The sequence below is a fragment of the Streptomyces sp. G5(2025) genome, from assembly GCF_049542075.1.
GTDB lineage: Bacteria > Actinomycetota > Actinomycetes > Streptomycetales > Streptomycetaceae > Streptomyces.
On the sequence record NZ_JBMUZT010000006.1, the window covers coordinates 3490764 to 3508592 of the forward strand.

The 17829-nt window shown below is 71.4% G+C and carries 22 protein-coding genes and 2 pseudogenes; 14 read left to right on the top strand and 10 right to left on the bottom strand.

The window, feature by feature from the left end:
* Nucleotides 1–325: 325 nt before the first annotated feature.
* The 3 genes from ACOBQB_RS26550 to ACOBQB_RS26560 all read right to left on the bottom strand — a co-directional run bounded on the left by ACOBQB_RS26550 (nt 326) and on the right by ACOBQB_RS26560 (nt 3768).
* Nucleotides 326–1015, bottom strand: coding sequence for a copper homeostasis protein CutC (locus tag ACOBQB_RS26550; protein ID WP_423594948.1), 690 nt, complete (start codon nt 1013–1015; stop codon nt 326–328).
* Nucleotides 1016–1175: 160 nt separating this feature from the next.
* Complete coding sequence (locus ACOBQB_RS26555; protein WP_423594950.1) at nt 1176–3488, bottom strand: heavy metal translocating P-type ATPase; 2313 nt, start codon at nt 3486–3488, stop codon at nt 1176–1178.
* 61 nt (nt 3489–3549) lie between these two features.
* Nucleotides 3550–3768: a heavy-metal-associated domain-containing protein gene (locus ACOBQB_RS26560; RefSeq protein ID WP_423594952.1), complete on the bottom strand. Its 219-nt coding sequence runs from the start codon at nt 3766–3768 to the stop codon at nt 3550–3552.
* A 214-nt stretch (nt 3769–3982) separates the two neighbouring features.
* Between ACOBQB_RS26560 and ACOBQB_RS26565 the strand changes: the two genes are divergently transcribed.
* Nucleotides 3983–4963 (top strand): hypothetical protein, encoded by a 981-nt coding sequence (locus ACOBQB_RS26565; RefSeq protein WP_423594954.1) that lies wholly within the window; start codon nt 3983–3985, stop codon nt 4961–4963.
* A gap of 42 nt (nt 4964–5005) precedes the next feature.
* Here ACOBQB_RS26565 and ACOBQB_RS26570 read toward each other — a convergent pair whose 3' ends face one another.
* The 3 genes and pseudogenes from ACOBQB_RS26570 to ACOBQB_RS26580 all read right to left on the bottom strand — a co-directional run.
* Entirely contained in the window at nt 5006–5698 is a 693-nt protein-coding gene (locus ACOBQB_RS26570; RefSeq protein ID WP_423594956.1) for a CatB-related O-acetyltransferase, read from the bottom strand.
* A gap of 16 nt (nt 5699–5714) precedes the next feature.
* Nucleotides 5715–6401, bottom strand: coding sequence for a maleylpyruvate isomerase family mycothiol-dependent enzyme (locus ACOBQB_RS26575; protein ID WP_423594958.1), 687 nt, complete (start codon nt 6399–6401; stop codon nt 5715–5717).
* A gap of 245 nt (nt 6402–6646) precedes the next feature.
* Nucleotides 6647–7023: pseudogene (locus ACOBQB_RS26580) on the bottom strand (MFS transporter); the annotation flags it as partial.
* 100 nt (nt 7024–7123) lie between these two features.
* On the opposite strand from ACOBQB_RS26580, the gene ACOBQB_RS26585 reads away from it, so the two are divergent.
* Both ACOBQB_RS26585 and ACOBQB_RS26590 read left to right on the top strand, forming a co-directional pair.
* The gene (locus tag ACOBQB_RS26585; RefSeq protein ID WP_423594960.1) at nt 7124–7780 is read left to right on the top strand and encodes a hypothetical protein; all 657 of its coding nucleotides are present in this window, start codon (nt 7124–7126) and stop codon (nt 7778–7780) included.
* Nucleotides 7781–7947: 167 nt separating this feature from the next.
* The gene (locus ACOBQB_RS26590; protein WP_423598778.1) at nt 7948–9180 is read left to right on the top strand and encodes a Cmx/CmrA family chloramphenicol efflux MFS transporter; all 1233 of its coding nucleotides are present in this window, start codon (nt 7948–7950) and stop codon (nt 9178–9180) included.
* Nucleotides 9181–9232: 52 nt separating this feature from the next.
* Here the strand turns inward: ACOBQB_RS26590 and ACOBQB_RS26595 are convergent, their stop codons facing one another.
* Both ACOBQB_RS26595 and ACOBQB_RS26600 read right to left on the bottom strand, forming a co-directional pair.
* On the bottom strand, nt 9233–9499 hold the full coding sequence (locus ACOBQB_RS26595; protein WP_423594962.1) for a DUF4031 domain-containing protein: 267 nt from the start codon (nt 9497–9499) through the stop codon (nt 9233–9235).
* Nucleotides 9496–9852 carry a hypothetical protein gene (locus tag ACOBQB_RS26600; protein ID WP_423594964.1) on the bottom strand — a complete coding sequence of 119 codons (357 nt, stop codon included), beginning with the start codon at nt 9850–9852 and terminating at the stop codon, nt 9496–9498. Before ACOBQB_RS26600 ends, ACOBQB_RS26595 begins: the two co-directional genes overlap by 4 nt.
* Nucleotides 9853–9923: 71 nt before the next feature.
* Here ACOBQB_RS26600 and ACOBQB_RS26605 point away from each other — a divergent pair, with 71 nt between their 5' ends.
* The 4 genes from ACOBQB_RS26605 (at nt 9924) to ACOBQB_RS26620 (ending at nt 13438) form a co-directional block, all read left to right on the top strand.
* Nucleotides 9924–10850, top strand: a complete 927-nt coding sequence (locus tag ACOBQB_RS26605) for a MurR/RpiR family transcriptional regulator (RefSeq protein WP_423594966.1) — start codon at nt 9924–9926, stop codon at nt 10848–10850.
* A gap of 51 nt (nt 10851–10901) precedes the next feature.
* A complete protein-coding gene (gene murQ, locus ACOBQB_RS26610) occupies nt 10902–11852 on the top strand; it encodes an N-acetylmuramic acid 6-phosphate etherase (RefSeq protein WP_423594968.1) in 951 nt (316 codons plus the stop codon).
* A gap of 254 nt (nt 11853–12106) precedes the next feature.
* The gene (locus tag ACOBQB_RS26615) at nt 12107–12754 is read left to right on the top strand and encodes a DUF642 domain-containing protein (RefSeq protein ID WP_423594970.1); all 648 of its coding nucleotides are present in this window, start codon (nt 12107–12109) and stop codon (nt 12752–12754) included.
* Between the two features lie 72 nt (nt 12755–12826).
* Nucleotides 12827–13438 (top strand): DUF642 domain-containing protein, encoded by a 612-nt coding sequence (locus ACOBQB_RS26620; RefSeq protein WP_423594972.1) that lies wholly within the window; start codon nt 12827–12829, stop codon nt 13436–13438.
* A 26-nt stretch (nt 13439–13464) separates the two neighbouring features.
* On the opposite strand, the gene ACOBQB_RS26625 is transcribed toward ACOBQB_RS26620, so the two are convergent.
* Nucleotides 13465–13689, bottom strand: a complete 225-nt coding sequence (locus tag ACOBQB_RS26625) for a hypothetical protein (RefSeq protein ID WP_423594974.1) — start codon at nt 13687–13689, stop codon at nt 13465–13467.
* Nucleotides 13682–13897 (bottom strand): hypothetical protein, encoded by a 216-nt coding sequence (locus ACOBQB_RS26630; protein WP_423594976.1) that lies wholly within the window; start codon nt 13895–13897, stop codon nt 13682–13684. Before ACOBQB_RS26630 ends, ACOBQB_RS26625 begins: the two co-directional genes overlap by 8 nt.
* Before the next feature lie 115 nt (nt 13898–14012).
* On the opposite strand from ACOBQB_RS26630, the gene ACOBQB_RS26635 reads away from it, so the two are divergent.
* The 7 genes and pseudogenes from ACOBQB_RS26635 (at nt 14013) to ACOBQB_RS26665 (ending at nt 17790) form a co-directional block, all read left to right on the top strand.
* Nucleotides 14013–14852 carry a helix-turn-helix domain-containing protein gene (locus ACOBQB_RS26635; RefSeq protein WP_423594978.1) on the top strand — a complete coding sequence of 280 codons (840 nt, stop codon included), beginning with the start codon at nt 14013–14015 and terminating at the stop codon, nt 14850–14852.
* A complete protein-coding gene (locus ACOBQB_RS26640; protein ID WP_423594980.1) occupies nt 14836–15099 on the top strand; it encodes a DUF397 domain-containing protein in 264 nt (87 codons plus the stop codon). Before ACOBQB_RS26635 ends, ACOBQB_RS26640 begins: the two co-directional genes overlap by 17 nt.
* A 2-nt stretch (nt 15100–15101) precedes the next feature.
* A complete protein-coding gene (locus ACOBQB_RS26645) occupies nt 15102–15347 on the top strand; it encodes a DUF397 domain-containing protein (protein WP_423594982.1) in 246 nt (81 codons plus the stop codon).
* Between the two features lie 224 nt (nt 15348–15571).
* Nucleotides 15572–16459, top strand: a complete 888-nt coding sequence (locus ACOBQB_RS26650; RefSeq protein ID WP_423594984.1) for a hypothetical protein — start codon at nt 15572–15574, stop codon at nt 16457–16459.
* Between the two features lie 59 nt (nt 16460–16518).
* Entirely contained in the window at nt 16519–17193 is a 675-nt protein-coding gene (locus ACOBQB_RS26655; protein WP_423594986.1) for a Uma2 family endonuclease, read from the top strand.
* An 85-nt stretch (nt 17194–17278) separates the two neighbouring features.
* Nucleotides 17279–17530: a type II toxin-antitoxin system Phd/YefM family antitoxin gene (locus tag ACOBQB_RS26660; protein WP_423594988.1), complete on the top strand. Its 252-nt coding sequence runs from the start codon at nt 17279–17281 to the stop codon at nt 17528–17530.
* A pseudogene (locus ACOBQB_RS26665) lies at nt 17527–17790 on the top strand (Txe/YoeB family addiction module toxin). Before ACOBQB_RS26660 ends, ACOBQB_RS26665 begins: the two are co-directional and overlap by 4 nt.
* Nucleotides 17791–17829 lie beyond the last annotated feature (39 nt).

The following is a 17829-nucleotide window of genomic DNA, read 5'->3' on the forward strand; positions in this document are numbered from 1 at the left end:
CCCCCACCCACCCGCACCCGCAGAACGGCCGCATCTCGTCTGCGACCGCGACGTGGCTGGTCGCGCAGTTCCCCCCGCCCCTGACGGGGCCCAAGACCCCCCACCGAAGCCCCCGGCAGGGGGGCGCGGGGAACCGCGCGAGCAACCCCCACCCACCCGCACCCGCAGAACGGCCGCATCTCGTCTGCGACCGCGACGTGGCTGGTCGCGCAGTTCCCCCCGCCCCTGACGGGGCCCAAGACCCCCCACCGAAGCCCCCGGCAGGGGGGCGCGGGGAACCGCGCGAGCAACCACGTCGCGGTCGCACCCGGCGAACGAGTAACCGCTACGCGTCAACCGCCGCCCGCCACTTCGCCACAGCCCTCGCAGAGACCGGCGCCGCCCACCCCTCCGGCCTCGCCGCACCCCCGATGTGGAACGCGTCGAGCCCCGCCGCCTTCAGTTGCGGCAGGTGCTCCAGCCGCAGCCCACCCCCCACCAGGAGCCTCGGCTCGTACCCCGGTTCGCCCCGCCGCGCCGCCTCGGCGACCAGCGTCGGCAGCCCCTCGTCGACGCCCCCCGCGGCCCCCGCCGTGAGGTACGTGTCGAGGCCCGGCAGCTCCGCGAGCTGCTTGCGCAGGGCGTCGCGGTCGGCGGCCCGGTCGATCGCCCGGTGGAAGGTCCAGCGGCAGCCGTCGAGCGCCGCCACCAGCGTCTCGACGGCGGCGAGGTCGGGCCCGCCCGCCTCGTCCAGGAAACCGAGGACGAACTCGTCGGCACCCTCCGCCCTGAGCTCACGGGCATGGCGTACGAGCGCGTCGACGTCCCCGGCGGCGAATCCGTCGGCGAGCCGCAGCATGACGCGCAGCGAGATGTCGACGCGGGACCGGATCGCGGCGAAGGTCTCACGCGACGGCGTGAGACCGTCCGCGGCCATGTCGGTCACGAGTTCGAGGCGGTCCGCACCTCCGGCCTGGGCGGCGACGGCGTCCTCGACGTCGAGGGCGATCACCTCCAGGACTGCACGCTTGCTCATGGATATCTCTTCCTTCTCGTCGAGAACCCGGCTCACACAGGACACAGGTCCACACAGGCGTCCACAGGTCTAGTCCAATTGAGCCCAGCCTACGCGCAGAACACCCCGGCGCGAGCGAAGCCGCTCACACCGGGGTGCGTCAGAGCCGACGGGCCGCCCGTCACGACAGCGGCTTGAACCCCCTCAGCCGCAGGCTGTTGCCGACCACGAACACCGAGGAGAAGGCCATGGCCGCCCCCGCGATCATCGGGTTCAACAGCCCCGACGCGGCCAGCGGCAGCGCGCCGACGTTGTAGGCGAATGCCCAGAACAGGTTCGACTTGATCGTGCCGAGGGTGCGCCGCGAGAGCCGGATCGCGTCCGCCGCCGACCGCAGGTCACCTCGTACGAGCGTCAGGTCGCCCGCCTCGATCGCCGCGTCCGTGCCCGTGCCCATCGCGAGGCCCAGGTCGGCCTGGGCGAGCGCCGCCGCGTCGTTCACGCCGTCGCCGACCATGGCCACCGAGCGGCCCTCGGCCTGGAGCCGCTTGACCACGTCCACCTTGTCCTGCGGCATGACCTCGGCGATCACGTGCTCCGCGGAGATGCCGACCTCCGCGGCCACCGACGCCGCGACCGCCTTGTTGTCGCCGGTCAGCAGGATCGGCGTCAGGCCGAGCGCCCGCAGCCGCCGGATCGCCTCGGCGCTGGTGTCCTTCACCGCGTCGGCGACCTCAAGGACCGCCCGTGCCTCGCCGTCCCAGGCCACCGCGATGGCCGTACGACCGGCCGCCTCCGCCTGGGCCTTGGCCCGCTCCAGCTCGACGGGCAGACGGATCTCCCATTGCCCCAGCAGCTGCTCACGCCCCACCAGGACCGCGTGGCCCTCCACGATGCCCTGCACACCGAGCCCCGCCACGTTCGCGAAGTCCTCGGGGGCGGGCAGCGGGCCCACCTGCTCGGCGGCCCCGGCCGCGACGGCCTGGGCGATGGGGTGCTCGGAGGAGTGCTCCAGGGCGCCCGCGAGCCGCAGGACCTCGGAGACCGAGGTGCCGGAGGCCGTGTGCGTGGCGAGCAGCGTCATCTTGCCGGTCGTGACCGTGCCGGTCTTGTCCAGGACGATGGTGTCGACCTTGCGGGTGGACTCCAGGACCTCCGGGCCCTTGATCAGGATGCCGAGCTGGGCGCCGCGCCCGGTGCCGACCATGAGGGCGGTCGGGGTGGCGAGGCCCAGGGCGCACGGGCAGGCGATGATCAGGACGGCCACGGCCGCGGTGAAGGCGGCGGTGAGACCGGCGCCGTTGCCGAGCCAGAAGCCGAGCGTGGCGAGCGCCAGGCCGATGACGACCGGCACGAACACCGCGGAGATCTTGTCGGCGAGGCGCTGGGCGGCGGCCTTGCCGTTCTGCGCGTCCTCCACCAGCTTGGCCATGCGGGCGAGCTGGGTGTCGGCGCCGACGCGGGTGGCCTCGACGACGAGGCGTCCGCCGACGTTCAGGGTGGCGCCGGTGACCGCGTCGCCCTGGCCGACCTCCACCGGCACGGACTCGCCGGTGAGCATGGACGCGTCCACGGCCGAGGCGCCCTCGACGACCTTGCCGTCCGTGGCGATCTTCTCGCCGGGCCGGACGAGGAACCGGTCGCCGGTCTTCAGCTCGCTCACCGGGATGGTCTCTTCGCCGCCGCCGTCGCGCAGCACGGTGACGTCCTTGGCGCCGAGCTGGAGCAGCGCCTTGAGGGCGGCGCCGGCCTTCCGCTTGGAACGGGCCTCGAAGTAGCGCCCGGCGAGGATGAAGGCGGTGACGCCGGCCGCGGCCTCCAGGTAGATGTTCCCGGCGCCGTCGCTCCTGGCGATGGTCAGCTCGAAGGGGTGGGTCATGCCGGGCGTGCCCGCGGTGCCGAAGAACAGCGCCCAGAGCGACCAGAGGAACGCGGCCGTGGTGCCGACCGAGATCAGCGTGTCCATGGTGGCCGCGCCGTGCCGGGCGTTGGTGAAGGCCGCCTTGTGGAAGGGCCAGGCCGCGTAGGTGACGACGGGTGCGGCGAGGGTGAGGGAGAGCCACTGCCAGTACTCGAACTGGAGGGCGGGGACCATCGCCATCGCGATCACGGGGACGGAGAGCAGCACCGCCGTGATCAGCCGCTCGCGCAGCGGCCGCAGCGCGTCGTCCGCCCGCCGCTCCTCGCTGCCGCCGTCACCGCCGCCGTCGCCGTCCGACGACGAGGCGGCCTGGTCACGTACGGGCGCGGGCTTCTGGGCCGTGTACCCGGTGGCCTCGACGGTCGCGATCAGGTCCTGTACGGAGATGTCCTCGCCGCGGTAGCTGACCTTGGCCTTCTCGGTGGCGTAGTTGACGGTCGCCTCGACGCCGTCCATGCGGTTGAGCTTCTTCTCGATCCGGGCGGCGCACGAGGCGCAGGTCATGCCACCGATGGCGAGTTCCACTTCTGCGGTGGAAGCGGCCTCGGGGGCGCCTGGAGTGGTGGTGGACATGGCTGCGGGCTCCTCGTGACGTGGGCGGACTGGCGGGGGACGGACTGACGGGCCGGGTGCGTCAGACGCGGCCGACGTAGTCGTAACCGGCGTCCTCGACGGTCTCGGCGATGCGCGCGTCGTCCGGCTCGGCGGCGGTGGTGACGGTGACCAGGCCCTCCGGGATGCGCACCTGCACGGCGGTGACGAAGTCGAGGCCGCCGACGACGTCGGTGACGACTCCCTGGCAGTGCGCGCTGTGAACGCCGTCGACCTTGTACGTGGTGGTGAGCGCGGCCATGGGTGCCTCCTGCGGTTTCTTCCGGGCGGTACCCGGGGCGGGTACCGATCGACGAGTCCCTTTATACCCCTGGGGGGTATCAACCGCAAGGGTGGACCGGAGGAAATCAGCACTTGACTTCATACCCCCAGGGGGTACCTTCATAGGCATCGAGGCAGACGCGTCGAGTCCGACCGACCGGAAGAGCCGGACGGGGATCACTCAGGGAGCCGTCATGAACACCGGACTGAAGATCACCGCATTCGCCGCCACCGTCGCCGCGACTTTCGGTACGGCGTACGGAGTGGGCCAGGCCGTCGACCCCGTCACGGACAGGGCGCCGGCGGCCCGGCACGGCGCACACGACGGCGAGAAGCACGGCACAGGGGCGGACGCGGACGCGGGCGCGGGGCACCAAGGCCATGGCGGTGCCGCCGCCGGAGGCCTACAGATCTCCGAGCGCGGCTACACCCTGGATTTCCGGACACCGCGGGTCGAGGCGGACCGCAAGGAAGAGCTGCGCTTCGCCGTCGTCAAGGACTCCACGGGGCGCGAGGTCACCGCGTACCAGAAGGAGCACGACAAGGAGCTGCACCTCATCGTCGCCTCACGCGACCTGACGGTCTACCGCCACCTGCACCCCGTCCGCGCGGCCGACGGCACCTGGTCCACCGAGGTCGAGCTGCCCGAAGCGGGCGGCTACCGCGTCTTCGCCGACTTCCGCCCCGAGGGCGCGAAGGAGGGCCTGACACTCGGCGCCGACCTCGCGGTGGCGGGTGAGGCCGCGCCGAAGAAGCTGCCCGCGCACAGCACCACCGCGAGGGTGGACGGGTACGACGTGACGCTGAAGGGCGGGCTGAAGACGGGCAGGGGCGGCGCCCTCACCCTGAACGTGTCGAAGGACGGCATCCCGGTGACCGACCTCCAGCCCTACCTGGGCGCCTACGGCCACCTGGTGGCCCTGCGGTCGGGTGACCTCGCCTACCTCCACGTCCACCCGAACGGCGAGCCCGGCGACGGCAGGACGAAGGCGGGCCCCGGCATCTCCTTCACGGCGACGGCGCCGAGCGCGGGGGCCTACCGCCTCTTCCTGGACTTCAAGCACGAGGGGAAGGTCCGCACGGCGGCGTTCACGGTGCACGCGGGCGGCGGTGACGGCCACGCGGAGAAGGACAACGGCGACCAGGCGGAGAAGGACGGCGGCCACCAGCACTGACCGCCGCCCTCCACCCGCCCCGCCTCACACCTGCCCCGTAGGTCAATCGGCCTTCGGGGCAGGCGCGTTGCCGTCCGGCGCCACGGCGGCCAGCTCCGCCACGCTGCCCGACATGACGGCCCGGACATGCCGGGTCAGGTGCTCGGCCGGCCAGTCCCACCAGGCCAGTTCGAGGAGGCGTGCGACGTCCTCGTCGCTGAAGCGGCGGCGGATCAGCCTGGCCGGGTTGCCGCCGACGATGCCGTAGTCCGGCACGTCGTCGACGACCACCGAGCCCGACGCGATGACCGCGCCGTGCCCGATCGTGACGCCCGGCATGACGGTGGAGCGGTAGCCGAACCACACGTCGTGGCCGACGACCGTGTCACCGCGCCCCGGCAACCCGCTGATCAGGTCGGAGTGGTCGCTCCAGGACCCGCCCATGATCGGGAACGGGAAGGTGGAGGGCCCGTCCATCCGGTGGTTCGCGCCGTTCATGATGAACCGCACGCCCTCGCCGAGCGCGCAGAACTTGCCGATGACCAGCCGCTCGGGACCGTAGTGGTAGAGGACGTTGCGGGTCTCGAAGGCGGTCGGGTCGTCGGGGTCGTCGTAGTACGTGAAGTCGCCGACCTCGATCAGCGGCGAGGTCACGAGCGGTTTGAGGAGCACCACGCGCTCCTGGCCGGGCATGGGGTGCAGCACGTTCGGATCGGCGGGGACGAGCGGTGCGCCGGAGCCGGGATCAGAGTTCATGTGCCCATGATCCAGGTCAGTCGAAGAGCGCCAACTCCTTTTCGACGGCGCCCGCGAGCTCGTACCGCGTCCCCGTCAGCGGCCGTCCCGCGCACAACCGGACGAGGGTCGGCGCGTCCCCGATGTAGCGGGCCGGAGGCCGGCGCCCGTCCGTGGCGCCGAGGACCAGCGGCTCGTCGCGCCCGTCCACGTCCGCGTGCACCGCGAGCCCCGGCGCCGCCGCGCTGTGCGAGCCCCGGCTGTGCAGCTCCATCAGCGCCAGCGCGTCCGCCAGGCCGTCCCCGCCGTACGCCCCCGGCTCGCCCCATGCCTCGCGGATGTCCCCCGCGTGCACCCACTCGCCGAGTGCGATGCCGTCCAGGATTCCCTTGGCCGCGGCCATGACGGGGCCGGCCTCGGTCATGCCGCGCTCCAGCTCGTCCACGAGGCGGGAGTTCGGCCAGTCGGCGCGCTCGGCGATGTCCCGTTCGTTGCTCTCCGCGCTGAAGACGCCTTCCTCGAAGCGGTTCTCCACGACCCGCATCAGCGCGGAGCCGCAGTGCGCGATCACATGCCGCACGGTCCAGCCGGGGCAGCAGGTGCGCAGCGCGAACGCGCCGTCGGGCGCGGACCTCAACAGCGGGATCAGGGCGTCGCGTTCGGTACGCAGAAGGCGTCCGGCGCGCTCGGGCTCGTATGTCTCTTCGGGTGTGCTCGTCGTCATGACGGAAGCCAATCGCTCCTGGCCGCGCATGGCAACGGGCGGGCTGGAATCATCCGGCCCGCCCGAAGACGTACAGGCTGCGCCCGAAGCCGTACCAGCCCCGCCCGAAGACGTACCAGCCCCGTCCGAAGCCGTCTCAAGCCCGTCCGGCGCATGAGGACGAGTCCGGCGAAGCCGACGGTCGACGCCCACCGCGCTACGCGTCCACCGACTCCGCCGCCGCCCCCTTCACCCGCGCCGACTCCCCCCCGCATCACCAGCAGCGTGATCACACCGCCCAGCGCCGCGAGGACCGCCGCGCCGGTGAACGCCGCGCTGAACCCGTCCGTCAGCGCGGGAAGGTTCCCCAGCTCGCCCGCGCCTGCGAGGTCGCCGGCGCCGTGAGCGCCGCCAGGCCGAGCGCGGAGCCCACCTGGTACGTGGTGTTGACGATGCCGGAGGCGAGTCCGGCCTGCTCCTGCGGGGCGCCGGACACGGCGGCCATCATCGCCGGTATGCAGGCGAGGGACATGCCGAGCGCGGCGACCAGCGAGGCGGGCAGCACGTCGATGACGAACGAACCGGTCGGGCCGACCTGCGCGAGCCACAGCAGTCCGAGCGCGAGGACGAGGAGCCCGGCGATTCTCTCCAGAGAGCCCAACCGGCTGGATACCCCAGGGGGATACCGGTCGCAGAGGAAGCCAGCATACCCCTGGGGGGTAGGCAAGGGATACGCTCCCCACATGGCCGACCACCACCACGCCAAGGACCTCCGAGCCCGCTGGCTGCGGACGCTGCTGCGCGCACGGGACACCGACGAGTGCGTCTATGACCCCTACCGGTTCGCCGACAGCCTTCTCGCCCGCTGGGCCGAGCCCCAGCGGCGCTACCACACCGTCGACCACCTGACGGCGGTGCTCGACCACATCGACGTCCTTGAGGGCCACGCCGACGACCCCGAGCTGGTGCGGCTCGCGGCCTGGTTCCACGACGCGGTGTACGCGCCCGACCGCTCCGAGAACGAGGAGCGCTCGGCCCGGCTGGCCGAACGCGCCCTTCCCGAGGCGGGCCTCGCGGCGGACCGGACGGCGGAGGTGGCCCGCCTCGTCCGCCTCACCGTCACCCACGACCCCGCCGAGGGCGACCGCAACGGCGAGGTGCTGTGCGACGCCGATCTCGCGATCCTCGCGGCGGCCCCGGACGCGTACGCCGCCTACGCCGCCGCCGTCCGCGAGGAGTACGCCTTCGTGCCGGACGAGGCGTTCCGCGCGGGCCGCGCGGACGTCCTGCGGCACCTCCTCGCACTGCCCCGCCTGTTCAGGACACCGCACGGCGCGGCCGAATGGGAGACGGCGGCCCGCGAGAACCTCACGACGGAACTGGCGCTGCTGGACGCCTGAGACGACCCGGGAACCCAGGAATGCCGACGCCCCCCGCGGCGTTGCAGATGATCATGCCGACTCCTGACCAGACAGCACAGCCGGACGCCGGTCCCTCCCCCACGCCTCCCCGAATACCCACGCCCGCGGCCACGGGCACGGCGGCGCCCACCCGCATGCCCACCCGCATGCCCGTCGCCGTCTACATGCTCGGCCTCGCCGTCTTCGCCCTCGGCACGAGCGAGTTCATGCTCTCCGGGCTGCTGCCGCCCATCGCCGACGACATGCACGTCTCGATCCCCCGCGCGGGCCTGCTCATCTCCGCCTTCGCGATCGGCATGGTCATCGGCGCCCCGCTGCTCGCCGTGGCGACGCTGCGCCTGCCGCGGCGCACCACCCTCATCGCGCTCATCACGGTCTTCGGCCTCGGCCAGGTCGCCGGCGCCCTCGCGCCTTCGTACGAGATCCTCTTCGCGTCCCGCGTGGTCAGCGCCCTGGCCTGCGCCGGGTTCTGGGCGGTCGGCGCGGCCGTGGCGATCGCGATGGTCGACTTCGGGCAGCGCGCCCGCGCCATGGCGGTGATGATCGGTGGCCTGTCCATCGCGAACGTCCTCGGCGTCCCGGCCGGCGCCTTCCTCGGCGAGCACTTCGGCTGGCGCTCCGCTTTCTGGGCGGTCGGCGCGGCCTCAGCGGTCGCGCTCGTCGGCGTCCTCACGCTGATCCCGCGCATCCCGCTGCCCGCCGAGAAGCCGCGGCTCAAGAAGGAGGTCGCGATCTACGCCGACCGCCAGGTCTGGCTCTCGGTCACGATCACCGCGCTCGCCGCGGGCGGCGTCTTCTGCGCCTTCTCCTACCTCTCCCCGCTCCTGACGGACGTGGCGGGCCTTTCCGAGGGCTGGGTCCCGTCGGTCCTCGGCCTCTTCGGTGCGGGCGCCCTGGTCGGCACGACGATCGGCGGCCGGGTCGCGGACGCGCACCTCTTCGGGGTGCTGCTCAGCGGCATCGCGGCGTCCACGGTCTTCCTCGTCGCGCTGGCGCTGTTCGCGGCGACCCCGGCGGCGGCGATCACCCTGTCGTTCCTCCTCGGGGTCAGCGCGTTCTACACGGCCCCGGCCCTGAACGCCCGCATGTTCAACGTCGCGGGGGCGGCCCCGACCCTGGCGGGCGCGACGACGACGGCGGCGTTCAACCTCGGCAACACCGGCGGCCCCTGGCTCGGCGGCACGGTCATCGACCTCGACTTCGGCTACGCGTCCACGGCGTGGGCGGGCGCGGCCATGACGGCGACGGCGATCGCGGCGGTGGCGGTGTCGCTGCGCCTGCACCGCAGGGCCCCGAGCCGCGTGGTGACGGCTTCGCCCACGACCGAGGCCCAGACCACGTCAGCCGCCCCACAGACCATCACGCCGGGCGCCCCATAGACCATCCCGCCGGGCGCCCCATAGACCATTACGCCAGGCGCCCCATGGACCATCACGCCGGCCGCCCCTTGGGCCTGCGCAGCCCCGCCCCCGTCAGCCTGCGCACCAGCTCCTTCGACCCGACCTCGACGGCCCCCGCACGCACCGCGTCCTCGTACCGGTCCGAGGGGATGTCGTAGTGGTCGCGTTCGAAGGCGCGCCGCGGCGCGCCGATGGCGGCGGCGAAGGCGTGCAGTTCCTCGTAACTGTCGTCGCTGACCAGGTGGGACCACATGCGGCCGTGGCCGGGCCAGGTCGGCGGGTCGATGTAGAGGGTCATGTCAGTTGGCCGACGGCGGCCACGACGACGCCCGCCTTGCCGCACACCCAGTGCGGGTCGGGCCCCAGCTCCGGTTCGACGTCGAGGGCGTGCGGGTCGCCCGAGCCGCACACGGGGCACAGCGGCCAGCGTCCGTAGCGCTCAAGCAGGGCGTCCTGTACGTCCTGGGCGACGAGCCCGGCGACGTACGAGATGCCCTCGGGCCACTGCTCGACCCACCAGCGGCGGTGCGCCACCGACTTCTCGACGAGCGAGACGACCTCGGCCTCGGCGACCTCGCGGGCGACGAGGTCGGCGAGAACGAGTGCGCGAGCGGCGTGCAGCGCCTGCTCCAGGGGGTCGATCGTGTCCATGGAGCCATTGTCACCCGACGCGGAGCTCACGCAGCCTTGACCGCCCCCGCCCGTGAAAATACCTTTCAGGTGTGACCAATGAAGTGAAGGAAATTTTCGCGGGCACCGCTCCCCCGGCCCCCGCCGCCCTCGCGGCCAAGGTCCGGACCCTCGCCCCGTCGATGACCCGCTCCATGCAGCGCGTCGCCGAGGCCGTCGCCGGCGACCCCGCGGGATGCGCCGCCCTCACGGTCACCGGCCTCGCCGAGCTCACCGGCACCAGCGAGGCCACGGTGGTCCGCACCGCCCGCCTCCTCGGCTACCCCGGCTACCGCGACCTGCGCCTCGCGCTCGCGGGCCTCGCCGCCCAGCAGCAGTCGGGCCGGGCGCCCGCCGTCACCGCGGACATCGCCGTGGACGACCCCCTGGCAGACGTCGTCGCCAAGCTCGCCTACGACGAGCAGCAGACCCTCGCCGACACCGCCGCCGCGCTCGACATGGTGCAGCTCGGCGCCGCCGTGGCCGCGCTCGCGACCGCGCCCCGCGTGGAGATCTACGGCGTCGCCGCCTCGGGCCTCGTCGCCCAGGACCTGGCCCAGAAACTCCTGCGCATCGGCCACATCGCGCACGCCCACTCCGACCCGCATCTCGCCGTCACCAACGCCGTGACGCTGCGCGCGAAGGACGTCGCCATCGCGATCACCCACTCCGGTTCCACGGGTGACGTCATCGAGCCGCTGCGGGTCGCCTTCGAGCACGGCGCGACCACGGTCGCGATCACCGGCCGCCCCGACGGGGCCGTCTCGCAGTACGCCGACCACATACTGACCACCTCGACGGCGCGCGAGAGCGAGCTGAGGCCCGCCGCCATGTCGTCCCGTACGAGCCAACTCCTCGTCGTGGACTGCCTGTTCGTCGGTGTCGCGCAGCGGACGTACGAGACGGCCGCGCCCGCGCTCGCCGCGTCCTACGAAGCCCTCGCGCACCGCCACAGCCCGCGCGGCGGCACCAACCGCTGAACCGTTTCGCTCTGCCAACCCCCCACCGGATACGAAAGAGCCGCCACCACCATGACCTCCACCGAAGACTACGAAGACTACGGAGAGCTCCGCGCCCAGCTGGCCACCCTCACCACCGAGGCGTTCCGGCCCGAGCTGTCCGAGATCGACCGGCTGGACACCCTGGAGATCGCGCGGATCATGAACGGCGAGGACGCGACCGTCCCCGCGGCCGTGGCGGAGCGACTGCCCGCCATCGCCGCCGCGATCGACGCCACCGCCGAACGCATGGCGGGCGGCGGCCGCCTGATCTACGCGGGCGCGGGCACGGCGGGCCGCCTCGGCGTGCTCGACGCCTCCGAGTGCCCGCCCACCTTCAACACCGACCCGGGCGAGGTCGTCGGCCTCATCGCCGGTGGCCCGAGCGCGATGGTCGAGGCGGTCGAGGGCGCCGAGGACAGCAAGGAACTCGCCGCGAAGGACCTGGACGGCCTGCGCCTCACGGCGGCCGACGTGGTCGTCGGCGTCTCGGCGTCGGGCCGCACCCCGTACGCGATCGGCGCGGTCGAGCACGCCCGTACGCGCTACGGTGCCCTCACCATCGGCCTGTCCTGCAACGCGGACAGCGCGCTCGCGGCAGCCGCCGAGCACGGCATCGAGATCGTCGTCGGCCCCGAACTCCTCACCGGCTCCACCCGGTTGAAGGCGGGCACGGCCCAGAAGCTCGTCCTCAACATGATCTCGACGATCACCATGATCCGTCTCGGCAAGACGTACGGGAACCTCATGGTGGACGTCCGCGCGTCGAACGAGAAGCTGCGCGCCCGCTCCCGCCGCATCGTCGCCCTCGCCACGGGCGCCGCCGACGACGAGATCGAGGCCGCCCTCGCCGCGACGGACGGCGAAGTGAAGAACGCGATCCTCGTCGTCCTTACCGGAGTTGACGCCCGCACGGCGACGGACCTCCTCATCACGTCGGGCGGCCACCTGCGCGCGGCGCTGGAACACTCCCGTACCCGCTGACTCACTCCGAGGACGGGGGCGCACCAATTCGCGCTCGCGCACGGGAAATTGTTCGCTCCACTCGCACGCGACGGGCCGTACGCCGTCGCAGGACTCATCACCGGCCGCACGCGGCAAATGCTTCCGGCACTCTCGCTCGAACGGGTGAGGTCCGTGTGTACCCGAATGGCCCAGCGGAAGAACCACGGTGACAACCAGTCACTCTCGCACACCGCGAGTGACTGGACCGCATCCTTCCCACGAAAGGGCCTCCCATGAGGATTCCCGCACGCACCATCACCGTCTTCGCAGTGGCGATGCTCACCGCCCTGCCACTGACCCAGGCCCAGGCCGACCCCGAAGCAGCGCCTGCGGTGGAACGGCCCATCGGCAAGAACCTGGTCAAGAACGGCAGCTTCGACCAGCCCGCCGTCACCCGGGAGCAGCGGTACAAGCCGGTCAACTCGAACAACGACTCGCAGATCAGTCCCTGGCGCGTCAGCACCGAAGGGGACCTGCACATCTTCTCCAAACAGGAAGCCGGCCACCCCGACAACCTCCAGGCCGCGAACATCACCGGCAACAGGAAGGTCACCGTCGAGCAGAGCATCCCGGACACCGAACAGGGCAGGCGCTACCAGCTCACCTGGATGGAGCGCACCGAGACATGGGAAGGCTGCGACCGCAAGCCCGCCCGCAACCAGAGCTACGAAGTCGCCGTGACGGGCACGCGCACCAAGTACTACACCCCCACGGGCAAGTGGCTGGCGCCCGACCCCAAGACCATCGACTTCGAGGCCGAGGGAGACACGAAGATCGCGTTCATCTCCCAGTCCGACGACAACGTGGACCCGGCACACTGCGGCGCGCTGATCACCAAGGTGTCCCTGCGCGAGCTGTCCTCCGGCACGAGCAGCAGCTGACCCGAACCCGTACCGGTGGGGCGCGCCACTCACCGAAGCGCGCCCCACCCCCACCCGGAACGAGGCATCTCCATGAAACGCACCCTCACCGCGGCCCTGCTCGCCGTGGCGGCCTTGCTCGCGAACCCGGCCGCGGCGGCCGAACCCCTGCTGAGGAACGGCGACTTCGCCAGCCCGGCCGTCCCCGCCGGCCAGTACCAGCGCATCACCAGCGCCGGCGGCCTGCCCGGCTGGTCCGTCGACCGCGGGGACATCGACCTCTACAGCGCCGAGCTGGCCCACCTGGACGGCGCGCAGGCGGCGAACCTCAACGGCTCACGCAACGGCTCCATCCACCAGAGCGTGGCCCTCGAACCCGGCCAGACCTACGAACTCACGTGGTACGACGCGCCGGACACCTGGCCCGGTGCGCCCCAGAGCCCCGGCGCCCACGACCCCGAGAAGGAAAGCTGCCTGGACAAGAACGCCACCGACCAGGAGTACGAGGTCGGCGTCAACCAGGCCCGCCCGGTCACCCACCGTCCCACGGGCACGGGGCACCGCCCCGAATGGCAGGCCCAGAGCCATGTCTTCACGGCGGAGGAGGGGGACACCTCCATCCGGTTCGACTCACAGGCCGACCCCCAGACCCTGCCGCACTGCGGTCCGCAGATCAGCCGCGTGACCCTCACCCCGCTCCCCTGACCCCGCACACCGAGGGGCGCCGCCGCTCACGGCAGCCGCCCTTCCCGGTTGACCTGCCGCACCTTCTCGCGCAGCACCTCGCCCGCCGGGGCCGCCCCCACAGCCCCCGGCGGGCAGGCCCATTCCCGGCCGCCGCCCAGCGGCCGCAGCTGTACGAGGCCGCCCTCGCAGCCCATGACCTGCCCGACACTGCCGTCCCGGAAGTCGATGGCGTACGTCCCCGCCTCCGGCACGCCCGGGTCCTCACTCACCGCGCGGCCCCTCCAGTACGCAGGCCAGCCGCAGCGCCGTGTCGAGATTGCAGCGCCCCAGCTCGACCAGGGGCAGAGCTTCGTTCGCCACGCTCAGCGGGTCCACCCGCAGCGACGGCAGCGTGACCCCGGCCCTTTCCAGCCCCGCCTTCAACTGCCGTACGGCTTCCTCCGCCGCCCGCAACCGTTCCTCCGCCGTCAGCGCCATGGGCTCCGCCTTTCTACCGAGTGTCGTCGTTACGTCACCTAGCGTGGCCGGTCCTGCGTAGGCTGAAAAGCGCAGCCGACCCAACAAAAGCCACTGCGCGGTGGAGGAGTTGCCCATGACCCGCCCCAAGGACCTCGACCCCTCATCCAACCCGCGAGCGTTCCTGGGCGCGGAGTTGCGCCACGCGCGGGAACGGGCCGGCCTCAGCCAGGAAGCCCTGGGGTCACCGCTGTTCGTGAGCGGCACGTTCATCGGCCAACTGGAGTCCGGTACGCGCCGGATGCACCTGGAGTACGCGCGCCACTTCGACGAGACCCTCGGCACGGAGGACTTCTTCACCCGCAACTGCGGGGCGCTCGCGAAGTCGAAGTACCCCGATCACTTCGCGGAGGCGGCGGAGGCGGAGGCGGAAGCGACGGCGATCAGGGAGTACGCACCGCTGCTGATCCCTGGGCTGTTGCAGACCCCGGGCTACGCGCGGGCCGTTTTCCGCGCGTATCAGCCGACAGCGACAGAGGACGTGATCGACGAGCTGGTGACCGCCCGGCTGGAACGAACACTTCTCCTGGACGACCCAACAACCCCGTTGTTGTGGACGGTGTTTGACGAAGCTGTACTACGTCGAAGGGTCGGTGGCGCGGCCGTGATGGCCGAGGCCTTGCTGCACGTTGCGGCATTGGCACAGAGGTGCAGGATCATCGTGCAGGTACTGCCGTTCACGGCGGGCGCGCACATGTCCATGGGCGGCACGCTCAAGCTGATGAAGTTCGCCGATGCGCCCCCACTCGCCTTTGTGGACGGCCTCGGCATGGGACGACTGGAAGACGATCCGGCCATCGTCGCCCAGCACGAACTGACCTACGATTTGGTAGGGGCCAGCGCACTGTCACCACAAGAATCCCTGGCCCTGATCCGTTCAGTGGCAGAGGATTACGCCCATGAGGAACATCCCTGAGCACGACCTGACTACGGCAACTTGGCACAAGTCCAGCTACAGCGCGGGCGACGGCGGGAACTGCCTGGAGATCGCCCGCTGGCGCAAGTCCACCCACAGCGGCGGCAGCGGCAGTGACTGCCTCGAAGTCGCCGACGGAAACCCGGCCGTCATCCCCGTCCGCGACTCCAAGAACCCCCAAGGCCCCAAGCTCGTGTTCCGCACAGCGAGCTGGTCCACGTTCGTCACACACCTCAAGGACGCCTGACCATGGACCTGAGCGGCGCGACCTGGCACAAGTCCAGCTACAGCGCGGGTGACGGCGGCGAATGCCTGGAGATCGCCCGCTGGCGCAAGTCCACACACAGCGGCGGGGACGGCGGCGACTGCCTCGAAGTAGCCGACGGCAACCCCACCGTCATCCCCGTCCGCGACTCCAAGAACCCCCAAGGCCCGAAGCTCGTGTTCCGCACAGCTCCCTGGTCCGCGTTCGTCGCGCACCTCAAGAAAAACTGACCCCGAAGCTCAAGCCACAAGCCCCGAGCGCTGCTTCTACGGAACGGGAGGCGGGTCTCAACCCGCCCTCCCTCCCCTGGAGTTGACATGATCGCGGACTTTCCGCGTTCGGCTTGCCACGCACCGTGACGACGCTCTAGCGTGCCCACATAACGAACAACCCCCGCCAGGTGCGCCAACACCTGCGGGGGTTTGACCACGAGATCGAATCGAGCCTTCGACCCATGGCTGACGCCCAGCTTAGTACTGCCCCCTGCGCCGCGCACGTGACCCCGCCCACGACCCCGCACCCGATGGCCAGTCCGGGTTACGGAAAGCGTTCGACGCCCGGTCAACCGCCCCGAACCAACCACGACTTCGCGCACCTCCCGCCCCGCGAGGCGGCCATCGCCGCCTACGTCGACCGGCTCCCCGACGGCGCCGACATCTCCGTGAAGACCCTGGCCAAAGAGCTGCCGTACGGACAGTGCGCCCTGCGCACGGCGTTGAACAGAATCCAGGCGGCGGGCCACCTGCGGCGCGGCAGGGAACACGTGCGCGGCACCGGCAGCGCCCGCTGGATCACCCGAACGTGGTTCTCCCGTACCGCGAGGGACGACGACTGGTGGACGGCGTTCACGCGGGGCGGCGTACCGGAGGAGGCCGAGCCGGACCGGCCCCGGCAACGGCCCACCCGCAGCCGTGCCTTCATCCTGCTGGCGGCGCTGGGCAGGACCGCGCCCGCGCTGTCCCTCTCGTACATCGACTGCGTACGCCTCGAACCGCAGGTCACGCAGTGGTTCGCGCGCGGCGCCACCGAGCCGGACATCCTGCGCGCCCTCACCGCCGGCCTCCCCACCCCCATCCACAGCCCGGCGGCCCTGGTCCGCAGCCGCCTGACCTCCAAGCTGCCCCCGGAACCCCCGCCGCCCCGCGCCACCCTCCGCATCCTGGAATGCGCCCACTGCGGAGCCCCCGGCCGCCCCGAGGCCCTGCCGGGCGGCCTCTGCGGCCCCTGCCGAGGCGAACCGGCACCGGGCGGCACAGCGCCCCTGACACCCGAGGCCGTCCGCGCCCACGCGACGGCGGCCCGTGCCGCCGCCAACGTTCCACAGCAAAGAACACACACATGACCTCTCCAACGGTCCGACGACATAGGTCCGGGGCACGATGGAAGGGAGGAGGCACCACCATGACCCCTGGCACCGATGAACGCCCGCAGATGTCCGTCGAAGAGTTCGAGGAGCTGGCCCGCCGCGCTCCCGAGACCGTGTCGCTCGAATTCCTCGGCGGCAGGGTGTCCGTCAAGCACGGTCCGATCTACGTCGAGGACTTCGAGGAACTCGCCCGCGTGGCCCCCGAAACGGTCACGCTCGAACTGATCAACGGAAAGCTAGAGGTCAAGCCCGTGCCGGACGGTGACCACGGCGAGATCATCATGTGGCTGCTGCGCCAATGCATGATGCAGCGACCCGAACTCGCCCTGTACCCCGAACAGGGCTTGCGCATCGACACTTACCGAAAGGGTTGCATCAAGCCCGACGGGGCCCTGGCACCCGTCGGCTACTTCGCCGGGCAGGACGAGTGGGCGTCCCCCGAAGGCGTCCTGATGACGGCCGAGGTCACGTCCGGCGACCGCGACACCGAACGCCGCGACCGCCAGGAGAAGCCGCGCGCCTACGCCTATGCCGGTATCCCCGTCTACCTCCTCATCGACCGCGAAAACGACACCGTGGTCGTCCACAGCGCCCCCCGGAACGGCGTCTACCAGAACCGCCGCCCGTACCACTACGGCTCCACGGTCCGCCTCCCCTCCCCCGTCGCCATCACCCTCGAAACCGAGAAGCTGAAGGACTACACCGCCTGACCCCACGGCCACGCTCCCCCGGGGGAAACGCCTAACGTACACATTCCTGTACGTACAGGATCCCGTACGTCATGAAGGAGTCACCATGCGCACGATGACCGCCACCGAATCCCGCGCCAAGTACGCCGAGACGCTCAACGCGGTGGTGGACGACCGCGAAGAGGTGGTAGTGACCCGTGCGGGGCACGAACCGGTGGTGATCGTCGCGCTCTCGGAGTACGAGTCCCTGAAGGAGACGGCGTACCTCCTGCGCAGCCCGGAGAACGCGCGGCGCATTCTGGCCGCCATCGAGGACTTGGAGAACGGCGGCGGCACGGTCAGGGAGCTGCTCGATTGAAGCTCGTCTGGCAAGAGAAGGCCTGATCCGACTACGTCCGGTGGCAGGAGCAGGACCGCAAGGTACTGAAGCGCATCAACACTCTCCTCCAGGACATCGCCCGCAACGGTCCCGACGAGGGCACCGGCAAACCGGAGCCCCTGAAGCCCGGCTTCCGGGGCTACTGGTCCCGCCGCATCACCGACGAGCACCGGCTCGTCTACAAGGTCGTCGAGGACGAGGTCCGCGTCGCGGCCTGCCGCTATCACTACGAACGCTGAAGTGTCCGCGCCGACAACGCCCGAGGGCGGCACCCCTTC

Bases quoted from the DNA above. Each gene is read 5' to 3' on its own strand.
- ACOBQB_RS26550 (WP_423594948.1), bottom strand. From the start codon at position 1,015: ATGAGCAAGCGTGCAGTCCTGGAGGTGATCGCCCTCGACGTCGAGGAC.
- ACOBQB_RS26555 (WP_423594950.1), bottom strand. From the start codon at position 3,488: ATGTCCACCACCACTCCAGGCGCCCCCGAGGCCGCTTCCACCGCAGAA.
- ACOBQB_RS26560 (WP_423594952.1), bottom strand. From the start codon at position 3,768: ATGGCCGCGCTCACCACCACGTACAAGGTCGACGGCGTTCACAGCGCG.
- ACOBQB_RS26565 (WP_423594954.1), top strand. From the start codon at position 3,983: ATGAACACCGGACTGAAGATCACCGCATTCGCCGCCACCGTCGCCGCG.
- ACOBQB_RS26570 (WP_423594956.1), bottom strand. From the start codon at position 5,698: ATGAACTCTGATCCCGGCTCCGGCGCACCGCTCGTCCCCGCCGATCCG.
- ACOBQB_RS26575 (WP_423594958.1), bottom strand. From the start codon at position 6,401: ATGACGACGAGCACACCCGAAGAGACATACGAGCCCGAGCGCGCCGGA.
- ACOBQB_RS26585 (WP_423594960.1), top strand. From the start codon at position 7,124: ATGGCCGACCACCACCACGCCAAGGACCTCCGAGCCCGCTGGCTGCGG.
- ACOBQB_RS26590 (WP_423598778.1), top strand. From the start codon at position 7,948: ATGCCCGTCGCCGTCTACATGCTCGGCCTCGCCGTCTTCGCCCTCGGC.
- ACOBQB_RS26595 (WP_423594962.1), bottom strand. From the start codon at position 9,499: ATGACCCTCTACATCGACCCGCCGACCTGGCCCGGCCACGGCCGCATG.
- ACOBQB_RS26600 (WP_423594964.1), bottom strand. From the start codon at position 9,852: ATGGACACGATCGACCCCCTGGAGCAGGCGCTGCACGCCGCTCGCGCA.
- murQ (WP_423594968.1), top strand. From the start codon at position 10,902: ATGACCTCCACCGAAGACTACGAAGACTACGGAGAGCTCCGCGCCCAG.
- ACOBQB_RS26615 (WP_423594970.1), top strand. From the start codon at position 12,107: ATGAGGATTCCCGCACGCACCATCACCGTCTTCGCAGTGGCGATGCTC.
- ACOBQB_RS26620 (WP_423594972.1), top strand. From the start codon at position 12,827: ATGAAACGCACCCTCACCGCGGCCCTGCTCGCCGTGGCGGCCTTGCTC.
- ACOBQB_RS26630 (WP_423594976.1), bottom strand. From the start codon at position 13,897: ATGGCGCTGACGGCGGAGGAACGGTTGCGGGCGGCGGAGGAAGCCGTA.
- ACOBQB_RS26635 (WP_423594978.1), top strand. From the start codon at position 14,013: ATGACCCGCCCCAAGGACCTCGACCCCTCATCCAACCCGCGAGCGTTC.
- ACOBQB_RS26640 (WP_423594980.1), top strand. From the start codon at position 14,836: ATGAGGAACATCCCTGAGCACGACCTGACTACGGCAACTTGGCACAAG.
- ACOBQB_RS26645 (WP_423594982.1), top strand. From the start codon at position 15,102: ATGGACCTGAGCGGCGCGACCTGGCACAAGTCCAGCTACAGCGCGGGT.
- ACOBQB_RS26650 (WP_423594984.1), top strand. From the start codon at position 15,572: ATGGCTGACGCCCAGCTTAGTACTGCCCCCTGCGCCGCGCACGTGACC.
- ACOBQB_RS26655 (WP_423594986.1), top strand. From the start codon at position 16,519: ATGACCCCTGGCACCGATGAACGCCCGCAGATGTCCGTCGAAGAGTTC.
- ACOBQB_RS26660 (WP_423594988.1), top strand. From the start codon at position 17,279: ATGCGCACGATGACCGCCACCGAATCCCGCGCCAAGTACGCCGAGACG.